Below are 23,472 nucleotides of genomic sequence, written 5' to 3'. Positions count from 1 at the left end.
TTCGCGAGTTCCATCGCAGCGGCTACAGGCACATGCCGCGCGCCGTGACGGGCCAGAGCGCCTCCACGCGGCCATTGCGAATGCCGACATACCAGTCGTGGACATTCACGGTCGGATCGCAATGTCCGGGGATGAGCTTGAGCTTGTCGCCAAGCCTCAGCTTGTTTTCGGGATCGGAGATGACCCCGTGCTCGTCCGACGCGCCGATATAGGTGACGTCATCGCGGTCGAAGATGACCGGCAAGCCGCTGTCGACGCTCTGTGCCTTCAGGCCGGCGTCGCAGATTGCGCGGTCGGTCTTCGTCTTCGACATGACGGTCGTGTAGATGAAAAGCGCGTTGTCGAACTCGCCGATGAAACCGCCCCTGTCGTCCTTCACGCGCTGGTAGTCGGCATCCATGAAGATGTAGGAGCCGCACTGCAACTCGTTGTAGACGCCACTGACGCCCTCGAAATAGTAGGTTCCCGTACCGGCACCAGCGACGATGTCGCAGTCCAGCCCTTCGGCCTTCAGCAGATCGACCGTCTCCCGGACCTTCGCGACCGCGGCGTCGATCAGGCCCTTTCGTTCGCTGAAATCATGCACGTGCTGAGCCTTGCCCTGATAGGCCTGCAGTCCAGCAAATGTCAGCCCGGGCGCCTTGTCGATCTTCTTGGCGATTCCGACGGCCGCCGCGCCGGGCTGCACGCCGCAGCGGCCAGCGCCGACGTCGATCTCGACCAGGCACTCGATCGTGACCCCGTACTTCTGGGCGGCGGCGGACAGGTCATCGACATTGCCGAGATCGTCGACGCAGACCAGAACGCGTGCGCGGGTAGCCATAGCCGCGAGCCGCTCGATCTTCTTCGGCGTCACCACCTGGTTCGAGACGAGCACGTCGCGCACGCCGGCCGAGACCAGTGCCTCGGCTTCACTCACCTTCTGGCAGCAAACGCCGACGGCCCCACCCTTTTCCACCTGGATGATCGAGATGTCGGAGGATTTGTGTGTCTTGGCATGGGCGCGGTGGCGCAGGCCATGCTTTTTCATGAAGTCGGCCATCGTCCGGATGTTGCGGTCGAAGGCGTCGAGGTCGACCAGGAGGCAAGGGGTGTCGACCTCCTCGACCGGCATGCCGACCGAAGCGGGTATGTTGATGGTCATGGAATACTCCTCGGGAAACGAAATTCTCAGGCCTTGTTTATCCAGGGCAGCTTGTCGAGATCGACATTGCCGCCGGTCAGGATCACCCCGACGCGGCGACCTGCGAACAGGCCGGGATTCTTGAGAACAGCGGCGACCGCGACGGCGCTCGACGGCTCGATGACGATCTTCATGCGCTGCCAGACCAGCCGCATGGCGGAGACGATCTCCTCTTCGCTGACCAGCAGGATGTCGGTCACGTAGCTCGAAACGAAATGGAAGGTGCGCTCGCGCAGCGAGACCTTCAGGCCGTCGGCGACCGTCTGCGGGGCGTCGTCCTCGATGATGTGGCCGGCCTTGAGCGAACGCCAGGCGTCATCCGCATTCTTGGGCTCGGCGGCGTAGACCTTGGTGTCGGGTGCAATGTTGGAGAGGGTCAGGCAGGTACCGGAAATCATGCCGCCGCCGCCGATGGGCGCGACCACGGCGTCCAGTTCGCCGACCTCTTCGAGAAGTTCGCGCGAACAGGTCCCCTGCCCGGCGATGACGCGGTGGTCGTTGTAGGGATGCACGAACTCGGCGCCGGTGCGGTCGACCAGCGCCTCCAGGGTGCGCTCGCGCGCCTCTGTGCTGGGTGCGCAGGTGATCACCTCGCCGCCATAGCCGCGCACGGCGTCCATCTTCGCCTTCGGGGCCGTCTCCGGCATGACGACGGTCGCCTTGATCCCGCGGCGGCCGGCCGCGTAGGTAAGCGACAGGGCATGGTTGCCGGAGGAATGGGTGGCGACGCCACGCTTGGCATCGGCCTCAGAAAGACCGAATACGGCGTTGCAGGCGCCGCGCACCTTGAAGGCCCCGGCCTTCTGGAAATTCTCGCATTTGAAGAACAGTTCCGCGCCGGCGAGCCCGTCGAGGTACGAGCTCGTGAGCACGGGCGTGCGGTGCACATAGGGCCGGATGCGCTCATGCGCGGCCAGAACGTCATTGTAGGTCGGGATATACATCGTGGTCGAACTGTCCATGGTCAGGCGGCCTTCCTGGAGATACGGTGGGAGACGCCGTTGGTTGACCGGTAATATTCCTGCGCGGCACGCACGCCGGAGCCCAACGTAACCGGAAAGTCGAGATCGGCCATCGCCATTTCGGCGGTTGCGATCCCCGACAGCGCCATGACGTCGGTCATCGAGCCGAGATGGCCGATGCGAAAGACCTTGCCGGCGACCTCCCCGAGACCGACGCCGAAGGCGACGCCGTATTTCTCCGCCGCGTGGGTGACGACACGGGTGCCGTCGAGGCCGTGCGGGACGACGATCGCGCTCACGGTGTTGGAATAGAGCCGCGGGTCGCGGGCGCAAAGCGACAGCCCCCAGGCTTCGACGGCCTTGCGGATGCCCTCGGCGATCCGGAAATGGCGGGCGAACACCGCCGGCAGCCCCTCTTCCTCAAGCATCTTCACTGCCTCGACAAGGCCGAAGATCAGGTTGAGTGGCGGCGTATAGGGATAACCGCCGCGCTGGTAGGCGGACAGCATGTCGCGGAAGTCAAAGAAGCAGCGTGCGCAGGTCGCTTTTTCCATCGCCGCCTGCGCCTTGCGGCTGACGCCGACGATGGCGAGGCCGGCCGGCAGCATGAAGCCCTTCTGCGAACCGGTGACGGCAAGGTCGACGCCCCATTCGTCCATGCGAAAGTCCATCGAGGCGATGGAACTGACGCCATCGACGAAAAGCAGTGCCGGATGGCGCGCCTCGTCGAGCGCCTTGCGCGCCGCGGCGATATCGCTGCGCACGCCCGTTGCCGTCTCGTTATGCGTGGCGAGGACGGCCTTGATGCCATGGCCCCGGTCGGCGGCAAGGACCTCCGCGAAGCGATCGGCCGGCAAGCCCTCGCCCCATTCGGCCTCGATCACCTCGACCTCGAGACCGTGGCGCCGGCACAAATCGATCCAGCGGTGCGAGAACATGCCGTGGCGGGCAGCAAGCACGCGGTCGCCCGGCGATAGCGTGTTGGTGATGGCGGCCTCCCAACCGCCGGTCCCGGTCGACGGGAAGATCACCACCTCGCCGTCGCGCGTCTTCAGAACGCGCCGCACACCGTCGACAGCCGGCTTGAAGGCCTCGGCGAACAGGCTCGAGCGGTGATCGATGGTCGGCACGTCGATGGCGCGCCGCAGCCTGTCGGGGATGTTGGTCGGTCCGGGAATGAACACCGGATTCTGTGTCGACATTGCGCGTCCTCCACTGGTCGCGGCATCAGGCGCCACCGTCAGGCGGCCGCCGAAGAATGGGCCTACGATAGGCTTGCCCGGCATCGCGCGCAATTTTTTTGAAAAATTTTTTCATTCTTCTTCGCAGGTCGCTTTACCCACTGTTCTGTATATGCTTTTTTGTTTTCCGCAGACTGAAAAAATTTTACGCTTATGGTGACAGTCATGGATAATCGCATCAAGCGCTCACGGGGGAGGCCGCGCGCCTTCAACCGGGCCCAGCAGGGAGGGTCGGTTCAGTCGCTCGACCGCGCGATCGCCATCCTGAAACGTGTTGCCGAGGCCGATGGCCTGTCGCTGTCGGAGATCGCAGCGGCGATGGAGCAGGCCCCGTCGACGGTCTACCGGGTGCTGATCACGCTGCAGAAACACGGCATTGTCGAGTTCGACGAAAAGAACCAGCTCTGGTTCGTCGGGCTCGAGGCGTTCCGGATCGGCAGCACCTTCCTCGGACGAACCAGCATGGTCGAGCAGAGCCGGCCGGTCATGCAGGCGCTGATGGCGCAAACTGGTGAAACGGCCAATCTCGCCATCCTCGATGGCGGCGAGGTCATCTTCGTCAGCCAGGTGGAGACACATGAGCCGATCCGCGCCTTCTTCCGACCCGGCACGCGCGGGCCGGCGCACGCATCGGGCATCGGCAAGGCGCTTCTGGCCTTCCTGCCGCAGCGCCGGGTCGACCATATCGTGCGCGACAAGGGACTGGCGCGGTTTACCGAACGCACCATCGCCGAGCCTGGTCGCCTGGTCGAAGAACTGGAACAGACGCGGGCGCGCGGCTGGGCGGTTGACGACGAGGAACGAACCGTTGGGATGCGCTGCATCGCCGCCCCGATCTTCAACGCCTTCGGTGAAGCGGTGGCGGGCGTGTCGATTTCAGGGCCGTCGGTTCGGGTCTCGCAGGAAAACGATGCCCGGCATGGCGAACTGGTTCGCAAGGCGGCAGCGACGATCACCGCCGCGGTCGGTGGTCGCGCTCCAAAGCCGCCGGGCGACGCCTAGGCCGCCTTCCTGGCGAGGCGCGCCCTGATGCTTTCGACGTCGGCGCGAGGCGTGGCCGCGAAAAGCGTCCTCGTATAGCTGTGCTGCGGGTCGGAGAAAACGCTGTCGCGGCTGCCATATTCGACCGCCTCGCCGAAATACATCACCATCACGTCGTCGGCGATGTAGCGCACCACGGACAGGTCGTGGCTGATGAAGACATAGGTGAGTTCAAACTCGTCCTGCAGGTCGGCGAGAAGGTTCAGAACCTGCGCCTGCACCGACAGGTCGAGCGCCGAGACTGGCTCGTCGAGCACCAGGATGCGCGGGTTCAGCATCAGTGCGCGGGCGATCGCGATCCGCTGGCGCTGGCCGCCCGAGAACATATGCGGATAGCGATTGAAATGCTCCGGCCCGAGCCCGACCTTCAACAGCATCTCCATGGCCCGGTCGCGCCGCTCCGCCGTCGGCATGGCGGTGTTGACCAGCAATGGCTCGCCAAGAACATCGCCGATCTTCTGGCGCGGGTTGAGCGAGCCGTACGGGTTCTGGAAGACGATCTGCACCTTGCGGCGCAATTCCGCCGTCAGGCCGTCACGGGCAATGTCGATCTTCTCGCCATCGATGAAAAGCTCGCCCGCAGTGGGGGCGTCGATCATCGTGATGATGCGGGCGAGGGTGGACTTGCCGCAGCCGGATTCGCCGACGATCGCGAGCGTCTTGCCCTTCTCGACCCTGAAGGAAACGCCCTTGACCGCGTGGATCGTGCGCGACGCCGAAAACAGCCCACCGCCGATGTGGTAGTCGCGGACGAGTTCGCGGCCTTCCAATACGATCTCGCTCATGCGGAGGCTCCGTCGCCTGCGTAGCCGTCGAAGATGTCGGAGATCGTCGGCAGCCGGTCGCCCGTCGCGTTGTCGGGGAGCGCAGCCAGTAAGGCCTTGGTATAGTTGTGCTTCGGCGCCTCGAACAGCGAAAGCACGTCGGCCTCCTCCATCTTGCGGCCCCGATACTGCACCACGACGCGATCGGCCGTCTCGGCGACCACGCCCATGTCGTGGGTGATCATGATCAGCCCCATGCCGTGCTCGGCCTGCAGTTTCATCAGCAGGTCGAGAATCTGTTTCTGGATGGTGACGTCAAGCGCGGTGGTCGGTTCGTCGGCGATCAGGAGCCTGGGATTGCAGGCGAGCGCAATCGCTATCATGACACGCTGGCACTGGCCGCCCGACATCTGGTGCGGGAAGACGCCCAGCCGCTCCTCCGGTTCCGGAATGCCCACGTCGGTCATAAGCTCGATTGCGCGCTTCCGGCGCGCCTTTGCGTCAAGCCCGGTGTGCACCCGCAGCACTTCCTCGATCTGGAAGCCGACCGTGAAGCACGGATTGAGGCTGGCGACCGGTTCCTGGAAGATCATGGCGATGTCCTTGCCGATGATCTTGCGCCGCTCCGCCGCAGAAAGGGTAAGCATGTCGCGGCCGGCAAACTCCATGCGGGCGGCGGTTACTTTCGCAGTCCACGGCAGCAAGCCCATCACGGCCAGCATCGCGACCGACTTGCCGGACCCGGATTCGCCGACAATCGCCAGCACCTCGCGAGCGTCGACATGCAGCGACACACCATCGACGGCACGGAACGGGCCGCTGGCGGTTTCGAACTCGACGACGAGGTTTTCAATGGCGAGAAGGTGCATCGTCACGACCTCTTCAGTTTCGGGTCGAGCGCATCACGCAAGCCGTCACCCATCAGGTTGATGGCGAGCACCGTGACCAGGATCGCAAGGCCGGGCAAGGTCACCACCCACCAGGCGCGCAGGATGAATTCCCGCGCCTCGGCGAGCATGGTGCCCCATTCCGGTGTGGGCGGTTGGGCGCCCATGCCGAGAAAGCCGAGTGCAGCGGCATCGAGGATGGCGGTAGAAAAAGAGAGCGCGGCCTGCACGATCAGTGGCGCCAGGCAGTTGGGCAGTATGGTGCGGAACATCAGCCGCAGATTGCCGGCGCCGGCAACGCGCGCGGCTGTTACGTAGTCCTGACCCTTCTCCGCCATGACCGCGGCTCGGGTCAGGCGCACGTAGTGCGGCTGCTGGACGAGGGCGATCGCGATCATGGCATTGGTCAGTCCGGGGCCAAGTATGGCAACCAGCACCAGCGCCAGCAGAAGCGACGGGAAAGCCAGGATGATGTCCATCAACCGCGTCACGGCGGTGTCGATGACACCCCGGAAATAACCGGCGGCGAGGCCGATGATCACACCGACGCTGACGGACAGCGAGACCACGACCAGGCCGATGAACAGCGAAAACCGCGCCCCGTAGATCAGCCGCGAGAGGATGTCGCGGCCAACGGCGTCGGTTCCGAGAAGGAAGCGCCAGTCGCCGCCCTCCTGCCAGACAGGCGGCACGAGGAAGGAACCCCGGTTCTGCAGGCTCGGGCTGTGCGGTGCGATCAGCGGCGCCAGCAGCGCGACGACCACGATGAAGAGGAAGACAAAAAGCCCGATGACGGCGCCGCGGTTCTGCGAAAAATAGTACCAGAACTCGCGCAGCATGGCGCGACGTTGCGACACGAAACCTGCTGAGGTCTTCGCTCCGGTCGTGGCCGCGTTTTGTTGTCCGGTCACGCTCACCGCCTCAGTGCCTGATCTTGGGGTTAACGAGACCGTAAAGCACGTCGACGATCAGGTTGACGATCATGATGACGGCGGCGATCAGCAACAGGCCCCCTTGCACCACCTCGTAGTCACGCTTGGAAACGCTGTCGACCATCCACTTGCCGATGCCGGGCCACGAAAAAATGGTCTCGGTGAGGATCGCGCCGGCGAGAAGAACGCCGACCTGCAGGCCGATCGTGGTGATGACGGGGATCAGCGCGTTGCGCAGCGCGTGCAGGCCGATCACCCGCCGTGGCGGCAGGCCCTTGGAGCGCGCCGTGCGCACATAATCCTCGCCGAGAACTTCCAGCATTGCCGAGCGCGTCTGGCGGGCGATCACCGCCAGCGGGATCGTGGCGAGCACGACCGTCGGCAGGATGAGATGCGACACCGCCGACTTGAAGGCGCCGGCCTGCCCCGAAAGCAGGCTGTCGATCAGCATCAAACCGGTCACCGGCGGGAAGAAGTAGATAAGCGAAATACGTCCCGAAACCGGCGTCCAGCCGAGGATGCCCGAGAACAGAATGATCAGCAGCAGGCCCCACCAGAAGATCGGCATTGAATAACCGACAAGTGCGGCGCCCATGATCGACTGATCGAACCACGATCCCCGCCGCACCGCCGCGACGACGCCTGCGGGCACGCCGACCAGTATGGCCACGATGATCGCGCAGAGCGAGAGTTCGATCGTGGCTGGGAAAAGGGTAAAGAATTCATCCAGGACCGGCCGCTTGGTGACGATCGAGTTGCCGAGGTCACCTTGAAGCAGGTCTCCGACATAATTGAAATATTGCACATAGAGCGGCTGGTCGAAGCCGTAGAGAGCCCGAAGTTGCTGGTAGCGCTCCTCGCTCATGCCGCGCTCGCCGGCCAGCAGCAGGATCGGATCGCCCGGCAGCAGCCGGATGAAAGAGAACGCGATGATGGAGACCCCAATGAAGGTGGGTACCAGCAGCGCCAGGCGGTAAATCAGAAATCGCAGCATTGGAAACCGGGTCGGCGGCGGCCGGAGCCGCCGCCGCTTTGCTCGTGGGAACTATCGCCTACTCGGCGAGATCGACGCCCTCGAAGGCATGTCCGCCGAGCGGATCCATCTTGTAGCCCTGCACTTCCTTGCGCATGGGCATGAAGACGACCGAATGCGCGATCGTGGCCCAAGGCGCTTCGCGCTTGAAGACGACCTGCGCCTCCTCGTAGATCGCGGCACGCTCCTCCTGCGTGCTCAACGTCTTCGCCTTCTGGATCAGGCCGTTGAACTCGTCGTTGCACCATTGCGCGCGATTGGCGCCACCCACGGCGTCGCAGCCGAGCAGAACGGCCAGGAAGTTGTCCGGATCGCCGTTGTCGCCGGTCCAGCCGAGCAACACCGCACCGTCGCGGTCCTCCGCCTTGGAGCGCTCGAGATATTCGCCCCACTCATAGGACACGATCTCGACCTCGACGCCGATATTGCCGAAATCCTCCTGGATCAGTTCGGCCATGCGACGCGCGTTCGGATTGTAGGGGCGCTGCACCGGCATCGCCCAGACCTTCATCGACAGGTCGGAGACGCCGGCTTCGGCGAGCATCGCCTTGGCAGCGTCCGGATCGTACGGATCGTCCTCGATGGCGTCGTTATACGACCACATCGTCGGCGGGATCGGGTTCTTCGCCGCCTGGCCGGCACCCTGGAAGACCGCGTCGAGAATGGCTTCCTTGTTGATCGCCATGTTCAGCGCCTTGCGCACCTTGGCGTTGTCGAAGGGCGCGACCTTGGTGTTGTAGGCCAGATAGCCGACGTTGAGACCCTGCTGCTCCATGACGTTGAGCTGATCGTTGGCCTTCAGGCTCTCGATGTCCGCGGGGTTCGGATAAGGCGTGACGTGGCACTCGCCGGCGATCAGTTTCTGCTGGCGCACCGAGGCGTCGGTGGCGATCGCAAAAACGAGATCGTCGATCGGCTGCTTGCCGGCCCAGTAGTCAGCATGCGCGGCATAACGGATCACGGCGTCAGGCTGGTAGGCCACGAACTTGAACGGGCCGGTGCCGATCGGCTTCTGGTTCAGGTCGGAGACGTTGCCGCCTTCCGACAGCTTGTCGGCATATTCCTTGGAGAACACCGACGCGAAATCCATTGCCATGTTGGCGATGAACGGTGCCTCGGGACGGTTAAGGACGAACTTGACCGTCATGTCGTCGACCTTCTCGACGGACTTGATCAGGTCCGGCATCGACATGCCGTTGAAATATTCCCAGCTCGCGCCTTCGACATAGGCATGGAACGGGTGGTCAGCGACGCGCTGGCGCTCGAAAGTGAAGATCACGTCGTCGGCGTTGAAGTCCCGCGACGGGGTGAAATAGTCGGTGGTGTGGAACTTGACGCCCGGGCGCAGCTTGAAGGTGACCTCGAGGCCGTCATCCGAAACTTCCCAGCTCTCCGCCAGTCCGGGTACGGTGTTGGTGGTTCCGGGTTCGAACTGGACGAGCCGGTTGTAGATCGTCTTGGAGGAGGCATCGAAGGTCGTTCCGGCGGTATAGAGCGCCGGGTCAAAACCTTCGGGCGAGCCTTCCGAGCAATAGACCAGTGTCTTTGCGTTGGCGACGCCACCGAGCATCGTCGCAGCCAGCAGAGCGGCCGCGAAGCTGTACCGTTTCATATGAAAGTACTCCCATTACCTTGGCTGGGACCGTTGTGCCCCGGCCCGTGAAGGCGGCATATAAGCACCGATCATTGAGCATGGAAACACCCCAGATTCGTGCCGCAAGGGAAGTTTCGTCTCCGTTCCGGCGTCGGGGTAGAATGAATTTGCGATCAACCCAGCGGCGAGCCTCGAGGCGCTCTTTGCAATTTGGCGGGGCGACGACTAATTGTCGGTCAGGAGGACCCATGAACAAGCCGACCAGCCCTTTTGACGCCGGAGCCGTCCTGCGCTTCTGGTTCGACGAAATGACGCCGGAAGACTGGTACTCGGGTGCCGAGGACATCGACGACAGGATCAGGACGCGGTTTGCCGATACCTGCGAGGCGGCGCTCCATTCTCCGCCTGAAGCCTTCCTCGGCGACCCTCGATCGGCACTTGCGGCCATTATCGTGCTCGACCAGTTCACCCGCAACATCCACCGCCGGACGCCGGATGCCTTCGCCGGCGATCCCGTCGCGCTGGCCATTGCACACGGGGCAATCGAGCGCGGCTACGATGCGGGCATGACGGAAACGGAGCGCCAGTTTCTCTACATGCCGCTGATGCATTCCGAGGTGCTTGCCGACCAGGAGTTGTCAGTGAAGATGTTTCGCGACCTCGGCAACGAAAACAGCCTGAAATACGCCATCGAGCATCGCGACATCGTCGCCCGCTTCGGTCGCTTCCCGCATCGCAACCGCGCACTCGGCCGTGAAAGCTCGCCGGAAGAGGCGAGTTTCCTCGAGGGCCACAGCGGCTACGGACAATAGCCGCCGCCCGTGCAGCCGAAACGCACGCAGGCTGCTCTAACCTTTACGTCAACGTAATACTTGCACGCCGGCGCAGCTTGGCCCTAGATACGACAAGGGAAGCCGGCTTCTCGCGTGTCGCCCGCCTGTCGGGCCGCGGTTGACCGGACAGAACAAGCGCTGCTGCGCGAGGGAGGATCAGGTGACCGACACGAGTGCCAAACCAACCAAGGCCGACCATCCCTGGCTGAAGAGCTATCCGCAGGGCATGCCTTCCGAGATTGCCGGTCTGCCCGCGAGGTCGATCGGCGAACTTCTGGTCGAGGCGTGCCGGACCCATGCCGGCCGGCCGGCCTTCACTTGCATGGGCAAGTCGCTCACCTTTGCCGAGGTCGAAAAGAAATCGGCGGATTTCGGTGCCTTCCTGCAGGCCAGGGGGCTGGCGAAGGGCGCGCGCGTCGCCATCATGATGCCGAACGTTCTACAATACCCTGTCACCATGATGGGTGTCTTGCGCGCCGGCTACACAGTGGTGAACGTCAATCCGCTCTATACGCCGCGCGAACTGGAACACCAGCTCAACGATTCCGGCGCCGAGGCGATCGTCATCCTGGAAAACTTTGCCGCGACGCTGCAGGCGGTCGTAGCCCGGACCAAGATCAAGCACGTCGTGGTGGCGACGATGGGCGACATGCTCGGCTTCAAGGGGCTGATCGTCAATTTGGTGGTGCGCCGGGTCAAGAAGATGGTGCCCTCGTGGTCGCTGCCCGGCCACCTGGCCTTCAACGATGCGCTGTCGGCCGGTGCTTCGGCGAGCCTGAAGCCGGTCGAGGTCGGTGAGGATGATGTCGCCTTCCTGCAATACACCGGCGGCACCACCGGGGTTTCCAAGGGCGCGACCCTGCTCCACCGCAACGTGCTCGCCAACGTCGCGCAGAACGCGATCTGGATCGAAAGCGCCTATGCGAAGAAGCCGCGCCCTGAGCGGCCCATCTACCTCTGTGCGCTGCCGCTCTATCATATCTACGCGCTCACCGTGAACGCGGTGATGGGCATGCAGCAGGGCGCGGAAAACATCCTCATTCCCAACCCGCGCGACATCCCGGCGCTGGTCAAGGAATTCGCCAAATATCCGATCAACGTCTTCCCCGGCCTCAACACGCTGTTCAACGCGCTTTTGAACAACGAGGAGTTTCAGAAGCTCGATTTCAAGCCGCTGGTGCTGACCTTCGGCGGCGGCATGGCGGTCCAGCGCGGCGTCGCCGAACGCTGGAAGAAGCTGACAGGGATCGTGATCTCGGAAGGCTACGGCCTCTCCGAGACGTCGCCGGTCGCCACCGGCAACCGTTTCGACGCCGACGAGTTCTCGGGCACGATCGGACTGCCGATCCCGTCGACCGAAATCGCCATCCGCGACGAGGACGGCAAGGACCTGCCGATCGGCGAGGTCGGCGAAATCTGCATCCGCGGGCCTCAGGTCATGGCGGGCTACTGGAACCGGCCCGACGAGACGGCAAAAGTCTTCACGGAGGACGGGTTCTTCAAGTCGGGCGACATGGGCTTCATGGACGAGAACGGCTTCGTCAAGATCGTTGACCGCAAGAAGGACATGATCCTGGTCTCCGGCTTCAACGTCTATCCGAACGAGATCGAGGAAGTCGTCGCCGGCCATCCCGGCGTGCTCGAGGTGGCGGCGATCGGCGTGCCCGACGAGAAATCGGGCGAGGTGCCGAAACTGTTCATCGTGAAGAAGGACCCTGCACTGAAGGAGCAGGACATCTACGACTACTGCAAGGACAAGCTCACTGCCTACAAGCGGCCGAAGAAGATCGAGTTCCGCGAGGAGTTGCCCAAAACCAATGTCGGCAAGATCCTGCGCCGCGAGTTGCGCAACTGACGCCGCGGGACCGGCGGTCGAGACCTCAGCGATAGCCCGTCGCGTCCGCCGGCTTGCCCGCATCCTGCACTTCGACCACATAGGGCCAAGCATTCGGGCGCGAGCCGTCAAGGTCGGTAAAGCCGTAGACCTGCGCGAGCCCACCGCTTGACAGCGATTGACCGTTCCAGCGCGACCGGTCAGGGTCGGCGGCAAGGGCGGCGATCGCGCGGCCGATGAAGCGTGGCGTCTCGGAGATGACGAAATGCGGCACCTTCGCGGTGGCGTCGCGCCAGTTCTCTTCGGTCACCTCAAAGGCCTCAAGCATCATCTCGGAGCGCAGCCAGCCCGGCGTGATCGAGACCGAGGTCGCACCACGCGCCACCAGATCCTTGGCATGAGCCCAGGCCATGCGGTTCACCGCAACCTTGGCTAGATCGTAGAAGGGTGAGAGGCGGTAGTGGTCGGCGTTGTAATCGGCGGTGCCGTCGGTCACTTCGACCAGCAGGCCACCGGGACGTTCGATCATCAGCGGCAGGGCATGATGCGCCGTGATCAGGTGGGTGTCGATCGCGAGTCTCAGGATGCGCAGCCCGTTAGCAAGGTCATGTTCCCAGACGGACTTGTTCCATTCGAACAGTTTTTCGCCGCCCCAGATGTCGTTGACGAGTATGTCGAGCCGGCCATGATCGGCGCGAATGCGGCCAACCAGATCGCGAACCTCGTCCGGTACGAGGTGGTCAACCTGAACGGCGATGCCTTCGCCTCCTGCTGCGCTGACCAGTGCCGCCGTTTCCTCGATGGTTTCAGGCCGGTCGTATTCCGAGCGCTGCCCGCGGGTCGAACGGCCGGTGACATAAACGACTGCGCCCGCGGCACCGAGTTCGACCGCTATGCCGCGGCCGGCGCCGCGCGTGGCGCCTGCAACAAGCGCAACCTTGCCCTTGAGCGACATGCAAAACTCCCTGTTCGCCGCCGGGCCCGCCAGCGGCTTGTGTGGATGCCTGGAATTAATTATAAACGATTGTTCGTTTATAATTGGATGTCAAGATGCCGCGACGAAAGATCCTGCCGGATGCCAAGGTGCTGGAGGCCGCACTTGCGCTGATGCATGCGCGCGGCCCCGAGGCCCTGACCTTTGCGGCGCTCGCCGAAGCGAGCGGCCTTTCTCCGGCCACGCTCGTGCAGCGCTGGGGTTCCAAGGCAGCCTTGAAGCAGGCGGCCCTGCTTCTGGCCTGGGACCAACTCGACGAACGTACGGTTGGCCTTGCGAACGCCGTTCCGCGGACGCCGGACGGCGCTATCGCCCTGCTCGTCGGGCTGTCAGGGAACTATGGCGATATCGAACGTTATGCCGAAGGCCTGCTCGTGCTGCGCGAGGACCTGCGCGACCCTGCCCTGCGCGCTCGGGGCGCGGCCTGGCGCGATGCACTGGCGACTGCCCTCACCGGCTGTTTCACCGGCGAAAGGGACGCGCCGGCCGACATCGGCCTGTTGCTCATCGCCCAATGGCAGGGTTCCCTGCTCTGGTGGAGCTTTGATCCTCGCGGCCGGATCGAGCGCCATGTCGAGCAATCCTTGCAGCGCTTCGTCGCGGCTTTGCTGTCTCGTTGACGATCTCACCGCCCGGCCAGCCAAGCGGGCAGTCCGGCGACCGTAAGCCGCGGCGAACATTTGCGTGATGCCGAGAGCGAGGACGGTCTTCTCCGCCCCGGAGGGACCGTTGATCGCAACCCCAGACAAGTATCCATCGACATGCACGCGCAGTGGCCGCTCATCCAACCGGCCGGACGGCGAGCCATCCAGCAGCGATACAGACCGCCACCGCGCAAAGAGCCAGGAGCAGATAAAAGCGCCGCGCAGTCGTCGGCCGGCACCAGTTCCAGCGGTGCACGGCGCCATATGTGGCCGTTCCGTCGACCGCGGTGAATGCTAGCAAAGCGAGCAGAACGGGCCAGACCACGCCGAGTGAGATACTGGCCATCACCAGCACGCGACTGGCCACGTGGATCAGCGTCGCGAGCGCCCGTTCGATGGCGAACATGTGGGCTACAACTCGCGAAGCCGCCGCGCCGCGCAGCCAGACGCGATGCTGGCGGCGCAGTTCGGGATCGTGGCGCCGCCGGACGCCCGTGATGACAAGATAGGCAACCTCAACCGCCGCAGCGCCGATGCCGCACCAGAGCCCGCTCTGCAGCGTCGCTTCGGCCATTCCGGCCGCGACCGCGAGCCAGAGCACGCCAAGTTCCGACACGCCCGAGACGAGCCCCGCAAGCGCGGCTCCGCCTGGGCCCCGGCGGCTCAGTCTTTCCGCCTGCGGCGTCCGGTTCACGACAACCTTCAGGACCAGCGCGAACACCCATGCGAGGGCGCCGACCCCCATGGGCACGGCAGAGTCCGGGTGCGCGATCCACATGGCGACAGGAACGGACGCGAACGCGAGCAGCGTGGCGCCGTTGGTTAGGTTGGCCTGTGCTTCGGTACCGGATGGCAACATACAACTCTTGATAGCTATGAGTTCAGTATTATACTATTTAAGGTTGCAGATTCTGTTGCTGAATGATAGTCTTCCGGCATGCTTTCGTCGTCTCGGAGGGAGGCACACCATGAAGATAGTACTCATCGCGCCGCCTATCATGGACAATGTTGGCGGCCAGTTGGTCTCCATCGCGATGGACGCCCACCGGGAGTGCCCTCCCTACGGGATGTATCTGCTGCAGGCCGTGCTGGAAGCGGCGGGACATGAGGTCGTGTTCGTCGACCTGATCGCGGCCGGCAGTTTCTCCATCGAGAGCTGGCTCGAAGACATCGACGATGCCGGCCTCATCGGTATCGGCGCCACGTCGATGTCCTGGCCTACGGCCCTCTTGGTAATCAGGCAGATCAGGGATCGCTGCGCGACCGTTCCGATCGTGGCAGGCGGCATCCATCCGACCATGTTCGACCAGTACGTGCTGGCCGCCTTTCCAATCGATTTCGTGGTTCGCGGCGAAGGCGAAGTGGCGATCGTCGCGCTCGCCGAGGCGCTCGAGACGGACCGCGACTTTGCCCGCGTCCCCAACCTGTCCTGGCGCGACGACAGCGGCGCAATCATTCGCAATCAGATCCACAAGCTGATCTCAAAGGAGGAACTGCCTTCCTTCCCGGTCCCGGATTACGGCCGCATGCCGGCAGGCATCTACCAGTCGCTGTCGATCGAATCCTCGCGCGGCTGCGTCTTCGATTGCTCCTTCTGCTCGACCTCGTACCGCCGGACCTGGCGGGGTATCTCACCGGGGGAGTTCGTCGATCGCCTTGAAGCGATCATGCCGTATTGCGAGCGTACGACCGCGGGTCACATCCACATCATCGACGACGAGTTCTCGATGAACGTGAAACGCGCCACGCAGATTGCGCGCCTCATCGCGCAGCGGGGATTGACGCCCGGACTGGTCTTCGATTCGCGCGCCAACGACATCCTCAGCGAAGACTACGTCGACGCGATAAGGCCCTTCACGACGCAGTTCCTGATCGGCGCCGAGTGCGGCTACGACGACGGCCTCGACAAGATCGGCAAGGGTACGACCTGCGAGAAATTGAACGCCGCTGCGCGGATTCTTTATCGCCATGGCCTCTCGGAGCGTGCCGATTTTTCTTTCGTGCTCGGCTTGCCATGGGAAGGTCGCGCCGAGATCGAAAAGACGATTGCTTTCGCCGCAAGCCTGCACGGGCGTTTCGGCGTTCGTATCCTGCTCCAATGGTATTGCCAGATACCGGGCTCGCGGCTGTGGGACGCCGCATGCCGGGACGGTCTCGTGACCGAGGCGATGTACGATGAGTTCGGCTTCTTCGGAAACTACTACCTCTTCCAGTCCGGCGTGCGCGTCGCCACCGACGACATCTACGCCATCTCGGAGCGCGTCGCCGCGATCCAGACGCTCGCGCGTCTTCGCTACCCGTCGGCCAACATGATCGAATACGCTTTCCCGGAACCGGTGGCGAAATATTACCCGCGCATCCTGAAGACCTTCCGCGAGAACGGACTGGAGAGCCTGCGCCAGGTCGCCAAGCCGGGATCGAAGGCGGCTGGCAGGTACGAACCCCATGACGCGCCGGCGCTGGTGGACCATCAGCGGGTCGGCTTGCCGCTCCGGCATTTTGAAGGCGTGCACTGAGCAACCCACGGAGGATTTGCCATGGAACTGATGCAAGGTGAAGAGAAATATGCCGAGGCGCTGAACAAGGTTTTCTCGGACAAGGAGACGATCGCCCGGCTCGAGACGGATCCGGTCACGACACTGCAGGATCTTGGTTTCGAACTCGACGAGAAGGCGATCGCGGAAATCCGGTCAGGACCGGCCCAACCGGAACTCGGCGTCGCCGCTGTCCCTGCCGTGCTCGTGCGCGTGGCGACCAACGGCACACGGCCTGCTGTCAGCGTCGTGGTCCGGACCTCGACGGTCGCCGCCACTCGCGGGCGCGCGACCGAACTCGAATAGACCAGGCGCGAGGTGAACCCGGTCTTCGCCGTTTGAAGCCGTCGCCGCGCAATTGCGCCTGAGGCCGGGTCATCGCTTCCGTCGAGGATGATGACACTTGAAGCAGCCCGCCTCCCAAGCCATGGCGGGCGCGGCGAAGGATCGTCGACAAGTCCGAGCTATCCGTGACGCGCTGCGTCGCGGCTCGGCTGCCGCGCCGAGGGTTTCACCGCCCGGCCAGCCAGTCAGGCAACTCGGCGACCGAGCCGAGCACGACGCTCGCCCGGCGCGCCAACGTTTCGCGCGTGCCGGTCCCGGACAGGACGCCGATGGCGAGCCCCGCGCCGGCAGCATGCGCCATTTCGAGATCGTGGCCGTTATCGCCAACCATTGCGATCTCGGACGGCTTCAGACCGGTGAGATCGCAGAACGCGAACACGGTGTCTGGCGCCGGCTTGGGCGCAGCAACCGCATCATATCCGTAAGCGGCAACGAACATTTGCGCGATGCCGAGCGCGGCGATCGTCTTTTCCGCGCCGCTGGTGGAATCGTTGGTCGCAACCCCAAGCCGGTAACCGTCGCCGTGCAGGCGCGCAATCGCGTGGGGGATGCCGGACACGGCAACCGCGCAACGGGCGCCTTCTGTGGCCGTCACCTCGTCGAAATGCGCGATCATTCGCTGCCGTTCCTGCGGCGTCCGATCCGGGTACCAGAGCGCGACGATGTCGGCATTGGTGCCGGCGGCGAACGCGGAATCGGCGCGGAAACAGTCCTGCGCGACGTCATATCCGGCGCGATCGAGAAGCCGGTCGGCGGTCTCGCGAGCGCCCCCGGCCGCCTCCAGCGCCAGCCGCTGGGCAATCGCGGACCAGGTCGCGTCGAAATCGACGAGTGTGCCGTCCTTGTCGAACAGGATGCCCCTGATCGCCACGCCCGTCAGCGCTCCGCCTGAAGATAGGCCACCAGGCCGGCGGTCGAGCCGTCGAGGCCGTCGCCCTCGGATGCGCCGGTCACGACCGGCAACAGGGCTGTGGCGAGTTCCTTGCCCAGTTCGACGCCCCACTGGTCGAAAGCGTTGATGCCGAAAAGCTGCGCCTCGACGAAGACGCGATGCTCGTAGAGTGCGATCAGGCGGCCGAGCGCGAAGGGATCGAGCTGCCGGTAGAGGATCGTGAGCGAAGGCCTGTTGCCGGAAAAGACGCGATGCGGGGCCAAGGCAGCCGCCTCTCCTTCCGCCACACCCTTCGCGACGAGCTGGGCGGTCGCCTCGGCCAGGGTGCGGCCTTTCATCAGCGCCTGCGACTGTGCCAGGCAATTGGCAAGCAGGAGGTCCTGATGTTCCTGCAGTTCCGGTTCGTGGCCGCGCGCGGCCGCGATGAACTCGACGGGGATGATGTCGGTGCCCTGATGCAGCAGCTGGAAGAAAGCGTGCTGGCCGTTGGTGCCAGGCTCGCCCCAGACCAGCGGCCCGGTCGGCGTGGCGACCGGCGCGCCGTTGAGCAGCACGCCCTTGCCGTTCGATTCCATGTCGAGTTGCTGGAGATAGGCCGGCAGCCGCGCCAGCCGCTGGTCGTAGGGGATCACCGCGCGCGCCGGATAGTTGCAGACGACCCGGTGCCAGAAGCCGACCAGGCCGAATACAAGCGGGAGGTTCTCGCGCAGCGGCGCGGAGCGGAAATGCTCGTCCATGGCATGCGCGCCGGCGAGGAAGTCCCGGAACCGTGCAGGGCCGATCGCCAGCATGATCGGCAGCCCGATCGCCGACCACAGCGAATACCGTCCGCCGACCCAGTCCCAGAAGCCGAACACGCGTGTCTCGTCGATCCCGAAAGCCGCCACCCGGTCAAGCGCCGTCGAGACCGCGGCGAAATGGCTGGCCACGGCTTCGCTGCCCAGCGCATCGGCGAGCCATTTGCGCGCGGTGGCCGCGTTGGTCATCGTCTCCACGGTGGTGAACGTCTTGGACGCAACGACGAAAAGGGTTTCGGCAGGATCGAGCCCTTTCAGCGTATCGGCGATATGGGCGCCATCGATATTGGAGACGAAATGCGTGCGCGGGCCGTCGTGGAACGGCGCGAGCGCGGCCGTGGCCATTGCAGGGCCGAGATCGGAGCCGCCGATCCCGATATTGACCACGTCGGCGATCGGCTTGCCGGTGGCGCCCTTTGCCTCGCCACTGCGTATGGAATCGGCAAAGGCTGCCATGCGGTCGAGCACCGAGTGGACGTCGGCCATCACATTCCTGCCATCGACTGCCATAGCCGCCTGGCGCGGCGCGCGCAGCGCCACATGGAGGACGGCGCGATCTTCAGTGGCGTTGATGTGCTCGCCGGCGAACATTCGATCCCGGCGCGCCTCGACACCGGCGGCGGCGGCCAGTTCGGCAAGCAACTCCATCGTACGGCGGTCGACCGCCGTCTTCGACCAGTCGAGCAGCAAATCGTCGAAACGCAGCGAAAACGCCGAAAACCGGGCTGAATCTTCGCGAAAGACGGCCGCGAAGTCGAAGGGTGCCACCTCGTCGCGGTGCGCGCCGAGTTCAGCCAGCGCGCGGTCGAAAGCGATACGGTCCACGGAGTTCGTCCTTTCCTGTCCGCCTCCCCGATAGATCATTTCGGCGCCAAACAGAAGGACGCAGCGGGCTGCAGGCCGAAGATTGGTGGCCCAACGTTAAGTGGCTCAAATGCATCGGTGACAAAAAACTCTGGCGCAAGCGGTTGGACCAGCCTTGAAGCCTATTCTTCATCCGTTTAATTTCCGGCCCGGAGGGAAGCCTGCCATGCCTACGCGAAGCGATTCCGCCATCTGGTCCGGTCTTTTCACGATCTCGCCCGACTCGGGCCAGACCCTGCAGGCACAGATCCGGCAGGCGATCGTCGCAGCGATCCTCGACCGCCAGATCTCGCCGTCCATGCCTCTGCCGTCATGCCGGGTGCTCGCCGAGAAGCTCGGCGTGGCACGCGGCACCGTCGTGCTTGCCTTCCAGCAGCTGGTCGACCAGGGCTTCCTGATCGCGCGCGAGCGCCGGGGCCATTTCGTGAACCCTGAAGTGTTGACCGCTCCGTCGCGGCAAGGTCCCAGAGGACTTCCCACCGCAGGCGGCATCGACTGGAAGTCGCGGCGCAAGATGAAGGCGAGCGAAATGCCGCCGCCGATGAAAATGGACAACTGGATCAAGTCGTCCTTCCCGTTCGTCTACGGCCAGTTCGATCCGGGCCTGTTTCCCACTGCCGAATGGCGCGAGTGCAACCGCATGGCGCTGGCGGTACTCGAAATCCGCGACTGGGCCGCCGACATGGTCGACCGCGACGACCCGCTGCTGATCGAGCAGATCCAGGCGCGGCTCCTCCCGCGGCGCGGCATCTTCGCCAATCCCGACGAGATCATCGTGACGCTGGGGGCGCAGAACGCGCTCTACATGCTGGCCGAGCTGCTGATGAGCAGGGGCACCCGCGTGGCCATGGAAGAGCCGGGCTATCCGGATGCGCGCTCCATCTTCAGGCTCGCCGGCGCCGACACGGTTCCCGTGCCGGTCGACGGCGAAGGCATCGTGGCTTCACGCGTTCCGAGTGACTGCGGCTACGTATTCGTCACGCCGAGCCATCACTGCCCGACGATGGTTCCACTCAGCCAGAAGCGGCGGGAGGAACTGCTGGCGCGCGCCGATCGGCACGACCAGATCATCATTGAGGACGGCTATGACAGCCAGCTCATCGACGACGCGCCGCAGCAGGCGCTGAAAAGTCTCGACCGCTCGGGCCGTGTCATCCATGTCGGATCGATGTCGAAGACGCTGGCGCCTGGCCTGCGGCTTGGATACATCGTCGCCTCCGCCGAACTGATCGCGGAACTCCGCGCCCTGCGCCGCTTCATGCTGCGCCACCCGCCAGCCAACAACCAGCGCGCCGTGGCGTTGTTCCTGTCACTCGGTCATCACGACGCGCTGGTGCGCAAGCTGTCGACGGCTTTCGCAGAAAGGCGGCAACGGCTTGTCGAGGCGACCTCGTGCTACATGCCCGACTGGCGCTGCACCGATTCGGCCGGTGGCACGTCGATGTGGCTCGAAGGCCCTCCCGGTACAGACTCGGCCAAGCTCGCCGAACTGGCGGCTGCGCGCAGCGTCCTGATCGAGCCCGGCGAGCGGTTCTTCGACCGCGCCGACGCTCCGAAACGCTTCATGCGGCTCGGCATCTCCTCGATCGCGATCCAGCACATCGAGCCCGGCATTCGTGAACTGGCCGCCGTCGTCGGACGCAGGGCCGCCGCCTAGCGCGGCGCCAACCCACCGGCGACAAGGCGCCTTAGTGATTGTCCCGCGGCACGCCCATCATCTGGGCGATACGCTGGAATTTCACGGCCGGCTTCAGCACCATGCCGTCGGCCAGCTGATCGACCATGGCGCGCTGGATTTCCTGCCACGGCGTCTGGTGCTCGGGGAAAGCATAGCCGCCATCCTTTACCAGCGCCTGTCGGCGGCTTTCGAGTTCGTCCTTTGAGATCAGGATATCCGCTGATCCCTTCTTCAGGTCGATACGCACGCGATCCCCGTCGCGCAGCAGAGCCAGTCCGCCGCCGACCGCGGCTTCCGGCGATGCGTTGAGCACCGAGGGACTTCCGGACGTTCCCGACTGGCGACCGTCGCCGATGCAGGGCAGCGCATGGACGCCCTTCTTCAGCAATGCCGCCGGCGGCTGCATGTTCACCACCTCGGCCGCGCCCGGATAGCCGACGGGTCCCGTGCCGCGCATGAACAGGATCGAGTTCTCGTCGATGCCGAGCGCCGGATCCTCGATGCGGGCGTGATAGTCTTCGGGACCGTCGAAGACGACCGCCCTGCCCTCGAAGGCTTCGGGGTCGTCGGGGTTCGACAGGTAGCGGTCACGGAATTCCTTCGAAATCACGCTGGTCTTCATGATCGCGGATTCGAACAGATTGCCCTTGAGATTGATGAAGCCGGCGCGCGGCCGCAGCGGTTCGGCGACGGTGCGGATGACATCGGCGTCCAGGGTCTCGACATCGCGGCAATTGTCGCCGATCGACCGTCCGTTTGCCGTCACCGCGTCGGGATGCGGCAGCACGCCCGCCTTGAGCAATTGCGAAACGACCGCCGGCACGCCGCCGGCATGATGGAAATCCTCGCCGAGATATTCACCCGCCGGCTGCAGGTTGACGATCAGCGGAACGTCGTGGCCCAGCTTCTGCCAGTCGTCATTGTCGAGCCGGACGCCGAGATGGCGCGCGATTGCATTGAGATGGATCGGCGCATTCGTGGAGCCACCGATGGCCGAGTTGACGACGATGGCGTTTTCGAATGCCTCGCGGGTCATGATGTCGGAGGGCTTGAGGTCCTCGTTCACCATGGACACGATGCGCTTGCCCGTCTGATAGGCCATCTGGCCACGCTCACGATAAGGCGCCGGAATGGCGGCGGAACCGGGAAGCTGCATGCCGAGTGCCTCGGCCAGCGAGTTCATGGTGGTGGCAGTACCCATGGTGTTGCAATAGCCGACCGAGGGCGCCGACGATGCGACGATCTCCATGAACTCGTCATAGCCGATCTCGCCGGCAGCCAGCCTTTCACGCGACTCCCACACGATCGTCCCCGACCCGGTCCGCCGGCCCTTGTGCCAGCCATTGAGCATCGGCCCGACGGACAACGCAATCGCCGGGATGTTGACCGTGGCCGCCGCCATCAAGAGGGCCGGCGTGGTCTTGTCGCAGCCGACCGTCAGCACCACGCCGTCGAGGGGGTAGCCGTAGAGCACCTCGACCAGGGCAAGGTAGGCGAGGTTGCGGTCAAGCGAGGCGGTGGGGCGCTTGCCGGTCTCCTGAATGGGGTGAACCGGGAACTCGAAAGGAATGCCGCCGGCGGCCTCGATGCCTGCCCGCACGCGGCGCGCCAGATCGAGGTGATGGCGATTGCAGGGCGAAAGGTCTGAGCCGGTCTGGGCGATGCCGATCAGCGGCTTTCCCGACTGCAATTCGTCCCGGGTCAGGCCGTAGTTGAGGTAACGCTCCAGATAGAGCGCCGTCATGCCGGGATCGTCCGGATTGTCGAACCATTGCTGCGAACGCAATTTTGTCGTCTGCGGCCGCCGCCCTAACCTGTTCGTCATCTTCTGCTCCCCGATTGATGGTCAATCGTTATTCGAAGCGGCCCAACGCAGCAAGATAGCAAGCTCCGTCCAGCAATAGACAAGCGGTCGCCGCTGGGCTAGTTCGCTTGTGCTGGTTGTGTACGGAGAGGAGCGGCACGATGGCCATGAACATGGAAGGCGAGGAGACGATCGAGGCTCCGATCGGGAAGGTCTGGGAGGCGCTCAACGATCCGGCGGTGCTGAAGGCGAGCATTCCCGGCTGCGAAAGCCTCGAGAAGAAGTCCGATACGGAACTTGCCGCCACCGTGTCGCTGAAGATCGGGCCGATCAAGGCACGCTTCCAGGGACAGGTCGAGTTGAAGAACCTGAAGCCGCCGCACTCCTACACGATCCAGGGCGAAGGCAAGGGTGGCATTGCCGGTTTTGCCAAGGGCGGCGCCGACGTCGAACTTAAGGAGCAGGGCCCGAACGAGACCTTGCTGACCTACAAGGTCAACGCGGATGTCGGCGGCAAGATCGCGCAGTTGGGCAGCCGGCTGATCATGTCGACCTCAAAGAAGCTCGCCGGCCAGTTCTTCTCGAACCTCAACGAGCAGGTGACCAAGGGCTGACC

21 protein-coding genes are annotated in these 23,472 nt (G+C 64.2%); 8 read left to right on the top strand and 13 right to left on the bottom strand.

Going from position 1 to position 23,472, the window contains the following annotated elements; genetic code table 11:
- Positions 1-22: 22 nt before the first annotated feature.
- The 3 genes from FQ775_RS23520 to bhcA are packed head-to-tail and all read right to left on the bottom strand — an operon-like array spanning position 23 to position 3,347.
- Positions 23-1,144, bottom strand: a complete 1,122-nt coding sequence (locus FQ775_RS23520) for a DSD1 family PLP-dependent enzyme (protein WP_146297537.1) — start codon at positions 1,142-1,144, stop codon at positions 23-25.
- A 26-nt stretch (positions 1,145-1,170) separates the two neighbouring features.
- Complete coding sequence (gene bhcB, locus FQ775_RS23515) at positions 1,171-2,127, bottom strand: beta-hydroxyaspartate dehydratase BhcB (protein WP_146301774.1); 957 nt, start codon at positions 2,125-2,127, stop codon at positions 1,171-1,173.
- Between the two features lie 20 nt (positions 2,128-2,147).
- Positions 2,148-3,347 (bottom strand): L-aspartate--glyoxylate aminotransferase BhcA, encoded by a 1,200-nt coding sequence (gene bhcA, locus FQ775_RS23510; RefSeq protein ID WP_146297539.1) that lies wholly within the window; start codon positions 3,345-3,347, stop codon positions 2,148-2,150.
- Between the two features lie 204 nt (positions 3,348-3,551).
- Here bhcA and bhcR point away from each other — a divergent pair, with 204 nt between their 5' ends.
- Complete coding sequence (gene bhcR, locus FQ775_RS23505) at positions 3,552-4,388, top strand: HTH-type transcriptional regulator BhcR (RefSeq protein WP_146297541.1); 837 nt, start codon at positions 3,552-3,554, stop codon at positions 4,386-4,388.
- Here bhcR and FQ775_RS23500 read toward each other — a convergent pair.
- From FQ775_RS23500 to FQ775_RS23480, 5 genes are all read right to left on the bottom strand, one after another.
- Positions 4,385-5,212: a dipeptide ABC transporter ATP-binding protein gene (locus tag FQ775_RS23500; RefSeq protein WP_146297543.1), complete on the bottom strand. Its 828-nt coding sequence runs from the start codon at positions 5,210-5,212 to the stop codon at positions 4,385-4,387. The genes bhcR and FQ775_RS23500 overlap by 4 nt on opposite strands.
- Positions 5,209-6,060 (bottom strand): ABC transporter ATP-binding protein, encoded by an 852-nt coding sequence (locus tag FQ775_RS23495; RefSeq protein ID WP_146301775.1) that lies wholly within the window; start codon positions 6,058-6,060, stop codon positions 5,209-5,211. The genes FQ775_RS23500 and FQ775_RS23495 overlap by 4 nt, the downstream gene beginning before the upstream one ends.
- A 2-nt stretch (positions 6,061-6,062) precedes the next feature.
- The gene (locus FQ775_RS23490; RefSeq protein ID WP_146301776.1) at positions 6,063-6,917 is read right to left on the bottom strand and encodes an ABC transporter permease subunit; all 855 of its coding nucleotides are present in this window, start codon (positions 6,915-6,917) and stop codon (positions 6,063-6,065) included.
- Positions 6,918-6,999: 82 nt separating this feature from the next.
- Positions 7,000-8,004, bottom strand: coding sequence for an ABC transporter permease subunit (locus tag FQ775_RS23485; protein ID WP_146297545.1), 1,005 nt, complete (start codon positions 8,002-8,004; stop codon positions 7,000-7,002).
- A 58-nt stretch (positions 8,005-8,062) separates the two neighbouring features.
- Positions 8,063-9,655 carry an ABC transporter substrate-binding protein gene (locus tag FQ775_RS23480; protein ID WP_146297547.1) on the bottom strand — a complete coding sequence of 531 codons (1,593 nt, stop codon included), beginning with the start codon at positions 9,653-9,655 and terminating at the stop codon, positions 8,063-8,065.
- Positions 9,656-9,885: 230 nt separating this feature from the next.
- On the opposite strand from FQ775_RS23480, the gene FQ775_RS23475 reads away from it, so the two are divergent.
- Together FQ775_RS23475 and FQ775_RS23470 are read left to right on the top strand one after the other, a co-directional pair.
- Positions 9,886-10,449, top strand: coding sequence for a DUF924 family protein (locus FQ775_RS23475; RefSeq protein WP_146297549.1), 564 nt, complete (start codon positions 9,886-9,888; stop codon positions 10,447-10,449).
- A gap of 247 nt (positions 10,450-10,696) precedes the next feature.
- Entirely contained in the window at positions 10,697-12,325 is a 1,629-nt protein-coding gene (locus tag FQ775_RS23470; protein WP_146301777.1) for a long-chain-fatty-acid--CoA ligase, read from the top strand.
- A 25-nt stretch (positions 12,326-12,350) separates the two neighbouring features.
- On the opposite strand, the gene FQ775_RS23465 is transcribed toward FQ775_RS23470, so the two are convergent.
- A complete protein-coding gene (locus FQ775_RS23465) occupies positions 12,351-13,259 on the bottom strand; it encodes an SDR family oxidoreductase (RefSeq protein ID WP_146297551.1) in 909 nt (302 codons plus the stop codon).
- A gap of 95 nt (positions 13,260-13,354) precedes the next feature.
- Between FQ775_RS23465 and FQ775_RS23460 the strand changes: the two genes are divergently transcribed.
- A complete protein-coding gene (locus FQ775_RS23460) occupies positions 13,355-13,918 on the top strand; it encodes a TetR family transcriptional regulator (RefSeq protein WP_146297553.1) in 564 nt (187 codons plus the stop codon).
- A 160-nt stretch (positions 13,919-14,078) separates the two neighbouring features.
- On the opposite strand, the gene FQ775_RS23455 is transcribed toward FQ775_RS23460, so the two are convergent.
- Positions 14,079-14,798, bottom strand: a complete 720-nt coding sequence (locus FQ775_RS23455; protein ID WP_206064805.1) for a hypothetical protein — start codon at positions 14,796-14,798, stop codon at positions 14,079-14,081.
- 112 nt (positions 14,799-14,910) lie between these two features.
- Between FQ775_RS23455 and FQ775_RS23450 the strand changes: the two genes are divergently transcribed.
- The gene (locus FQ775_RS23450; protein WP_167813142.1) at positions 14,911-16,458 is read left to right on the top strand and encodes a B12-binding domain-containing radical SAM protein; all 1,548 of its coding nucleotides are present in this window, start codon (positions 14,911-14,913) and stop codon (positions 16,456-16,458) included.
- A gap of 21 nt (positions 16,459-16,479) precedes the next feature.
- Positions 16,480-16,782, top strand: a complete 303-nt coding sequence (locus FQ775_RS23445; protein ID WP_146297558.1) for a hypothetical protein — start codon at positions 16,480-16,482, stop codon at positions 16,780-16,782.
- A gap of 205 nt (positions 16,783-16,987) precedes the next feature.
- On the opposite strand, the gene FQ775_RS23440 is transcribed toward FQ775_RS23445, so the two are convergent.
- Positions 16,988-17,701 (bottom strand): HAD family hydrolase, encoded by a 714-nt coding sequence (locus FQ775_RS23440; protein ID WP_146301778.1) that lies wholly within the window; start codon positions 17,699-17,701, stop codon positions 16,988-16,990.
- Entirely contained in the window at positions 17,698-19,374 is a 1,677-nt protein-coding gene (pgi, locus tag FQ775_RS23435) for a glucose-6-phosphate isomerase (RefSeq protein WP_146297560.1), read from the bottom strand. The genes FQ775_RS23440 and pgi overlap by 4 nt, the downstream gene beginning before the upstream one ends.
- 166 nt (positions 19,375-19,540) lie before the next feature.
- Here pgi and FQ775_RS23430 point away from each other — a divergent pair, with 166 nt between their 5' ends.
- Positions 19,541-21,031, top strand: coding sequence for an aminotransferase-like domain-containing protein (locus tag FQ775_RS23430; protein ID WP_146297562.1), 1,491 nt, complete (start codon positions 19,541-19,543; stop codon positions 21,029-21,031).
- A 31-nt stretch (positions 21,032-21,062) separates the two neighbouring features.
- On the opposite strand, the gene FQ775_RS23425 is transcribed toward FQ775_RS23430, so the two are convergent.
- Positions 21,063-22,877, bottom strand: a complete 1,815-nt coding sequence (locus FQ775_RS23425) for an IlvD/Edd family dehydratase (RefSeq protein ID WP_146297564.1) — start codon at positions 22,875-22,877, stop codon at positions 21,063-21,065.
- 140 nt (positions 22,878-23,017) lie between these two features.
- On the opposite strand from FQ775_RS23425, the gene FQ775_RS23420 reads away from it, so the two are divergent.
- A complete protein-coding gene (locus FQ775_RS23420) occupies positions 23,018-23,470 on the top strand; it encodes an SRPBCC family protein (protein ID WP_146297566.1) in 453 nt (150 codons plus the stop codon).
- Positions 23,471-23,472: the final 2 nt, after the last annotated feature.

It is taken from the genome of Nitratireductor mangrovi (assembly GCF_007922615.2).
Lineage (GTDB): Bacteria > Pseudomonadota > Alphaproteobacteria > Rhizobiales > Rhizobiaceae > Mangrovimarina > Mangrovimarina mangrovi.
The sequence above is the reverse complement of the archived record's forward strand: the minus strand, read 5'-3'. Positions and strand labels throughout refer to the sequence as shown.

Excerpts from the sequence above, each read along its gene's own strand:
- FQ775_RS23480 (WP_146297547.1), bottom strand. The coding sequence starts at position 9,655 with ATGAAACGGTACAGCTTCGCGGCCGCTCTGCTGGCTGCGACGATGCTC.
- bhcB (WP_146301774.1), bottom strand. The coding sequence starts at position 2,127 with ATGTATATCCCGACCTACAATGACGTTCTGGCCGCGCATGAGCGCATC.
- bhcA (WP_146297539.1), bottom strand. The coding sequence starts at position 3,347 with ATGTCGACACAGAATCCGGTGTTCATTCCCGGACCGACCAACATCCCC.
- FQ775_RS23520 (WP_146297537.1), bottom strand. The coding sequence starts at position 1,144 with ATGACCATCAACATACCCGCTTCGGTCGGCATGCCGGTCGAGGAGGTC.
- FQ775_RS23465 (WP_146297551.1), bottom strand. The coding sequence starts at position 13,259 with ATGTCGCTCAAGGGCAAGGTTGCGCTTGTTGCAGGCGCCACGCGCGGC.
- FQ775_RS23420 (WP_146297566.1), top strand. The coding sequence starts at position 23,018 with ATGGCCATGAACATGGAAGGCGAGGAGACGATCGAGGCTCCGATCGGG.
- pgi (WP_146297560.1), bottom strand. The coding sequence starts at position 19,374 with ATGATCTATCGGGGAGGCGGACAGGAAAGGACGAACTCCGTGGACCGT.
- FQ775_RS23475 (WP_146297549.1), top strand. The coding sequence starts at position 9,886 with ATGAACAAGCCGACCAGCCCTTTTGACGCCGGAGCCGTCCTGCGCTTC.
- FQ775_RS23470 (WP_146301777.1), top strand. The coding sequence starts at position 10,697 with ATGCCTTCCGAGATTGCCGGTCTGCCCGCGAGGTCGATCGGCGAACTT.
- FQ775_RS23450 (WP_167813142.1), top strand. The coding sequence starts at position 14,911 with ATGAAGATAGTACTCATCGCGCCGCCTATCATGGACAATGTTGGCGGC.
- FQ775_RS23430 (WP_146297562.1), top strand. The coding sequence starts at position 19,541 with ATGCCTACGCGAAGCGATTCCGCCATCTGGTCCGGTCTTTTCACGATC.
- FQ775_RS23490 (WP_146301776.1), bottom strand. The coding sequence starts at position 6,917 with ATGCTGCGCGAGTTCTGGTACTATTTTTCGCAGAACCGCGGCGCCGTC.
- FQ775_RS23485 (WP_146297545.1), bottom strand. The coding sequence starts at position 8,004 with ATGCTGCGATTTCTGATTTACCGCCTGGCGCTGCTGGTACCCACCTTC.
- bhcR (WP_146297541.1), top strand. The coding sequence starts at position 3,552 with ATGGATAATCGCATCAAGCGCTCACGGGGGAGGCCGCGCGCCTTCAAC.
- FQ775_RS23460 (WP_146297553.1), top strand. The coding sequence starts at position 13,355 with ATGCCGCGACGAAAGATCCTGCCGGATGCCAAGGTGCTGGAGGCCGCA.
- FQ775_RS23495 (WP_146301775.1), bottom strand. The coding sequence starts at position 6,060 with ATGCACCTTCTCGCCATTGAAAACCTCGTCGTCGAGTTCGAAACCGCC.
- FQ775_RS23500 (WP_146297543.1), bottom strand. The coding sequence starts at position 5,212 with ATGAGCGAGATCGTATTGGAAGGCCGCGAACTCGTCCGCGACTACCAC.
- FQ775_RS23445 (WP_146297558.1), top strand. The coding sequence starts at position 16,480 with ATGGAACTGATGCAAGGTGAAGAGAAATATGCCGAGGCGCTGAACAAG.
- FQ775_RS23425 (WP_146297564.1), bottom strand. The coding sequence starts at position 22,877 with ATGACGAACAGGTTAGGGCGGCGGCCGCAGACGACAAAATTGCGTTCG.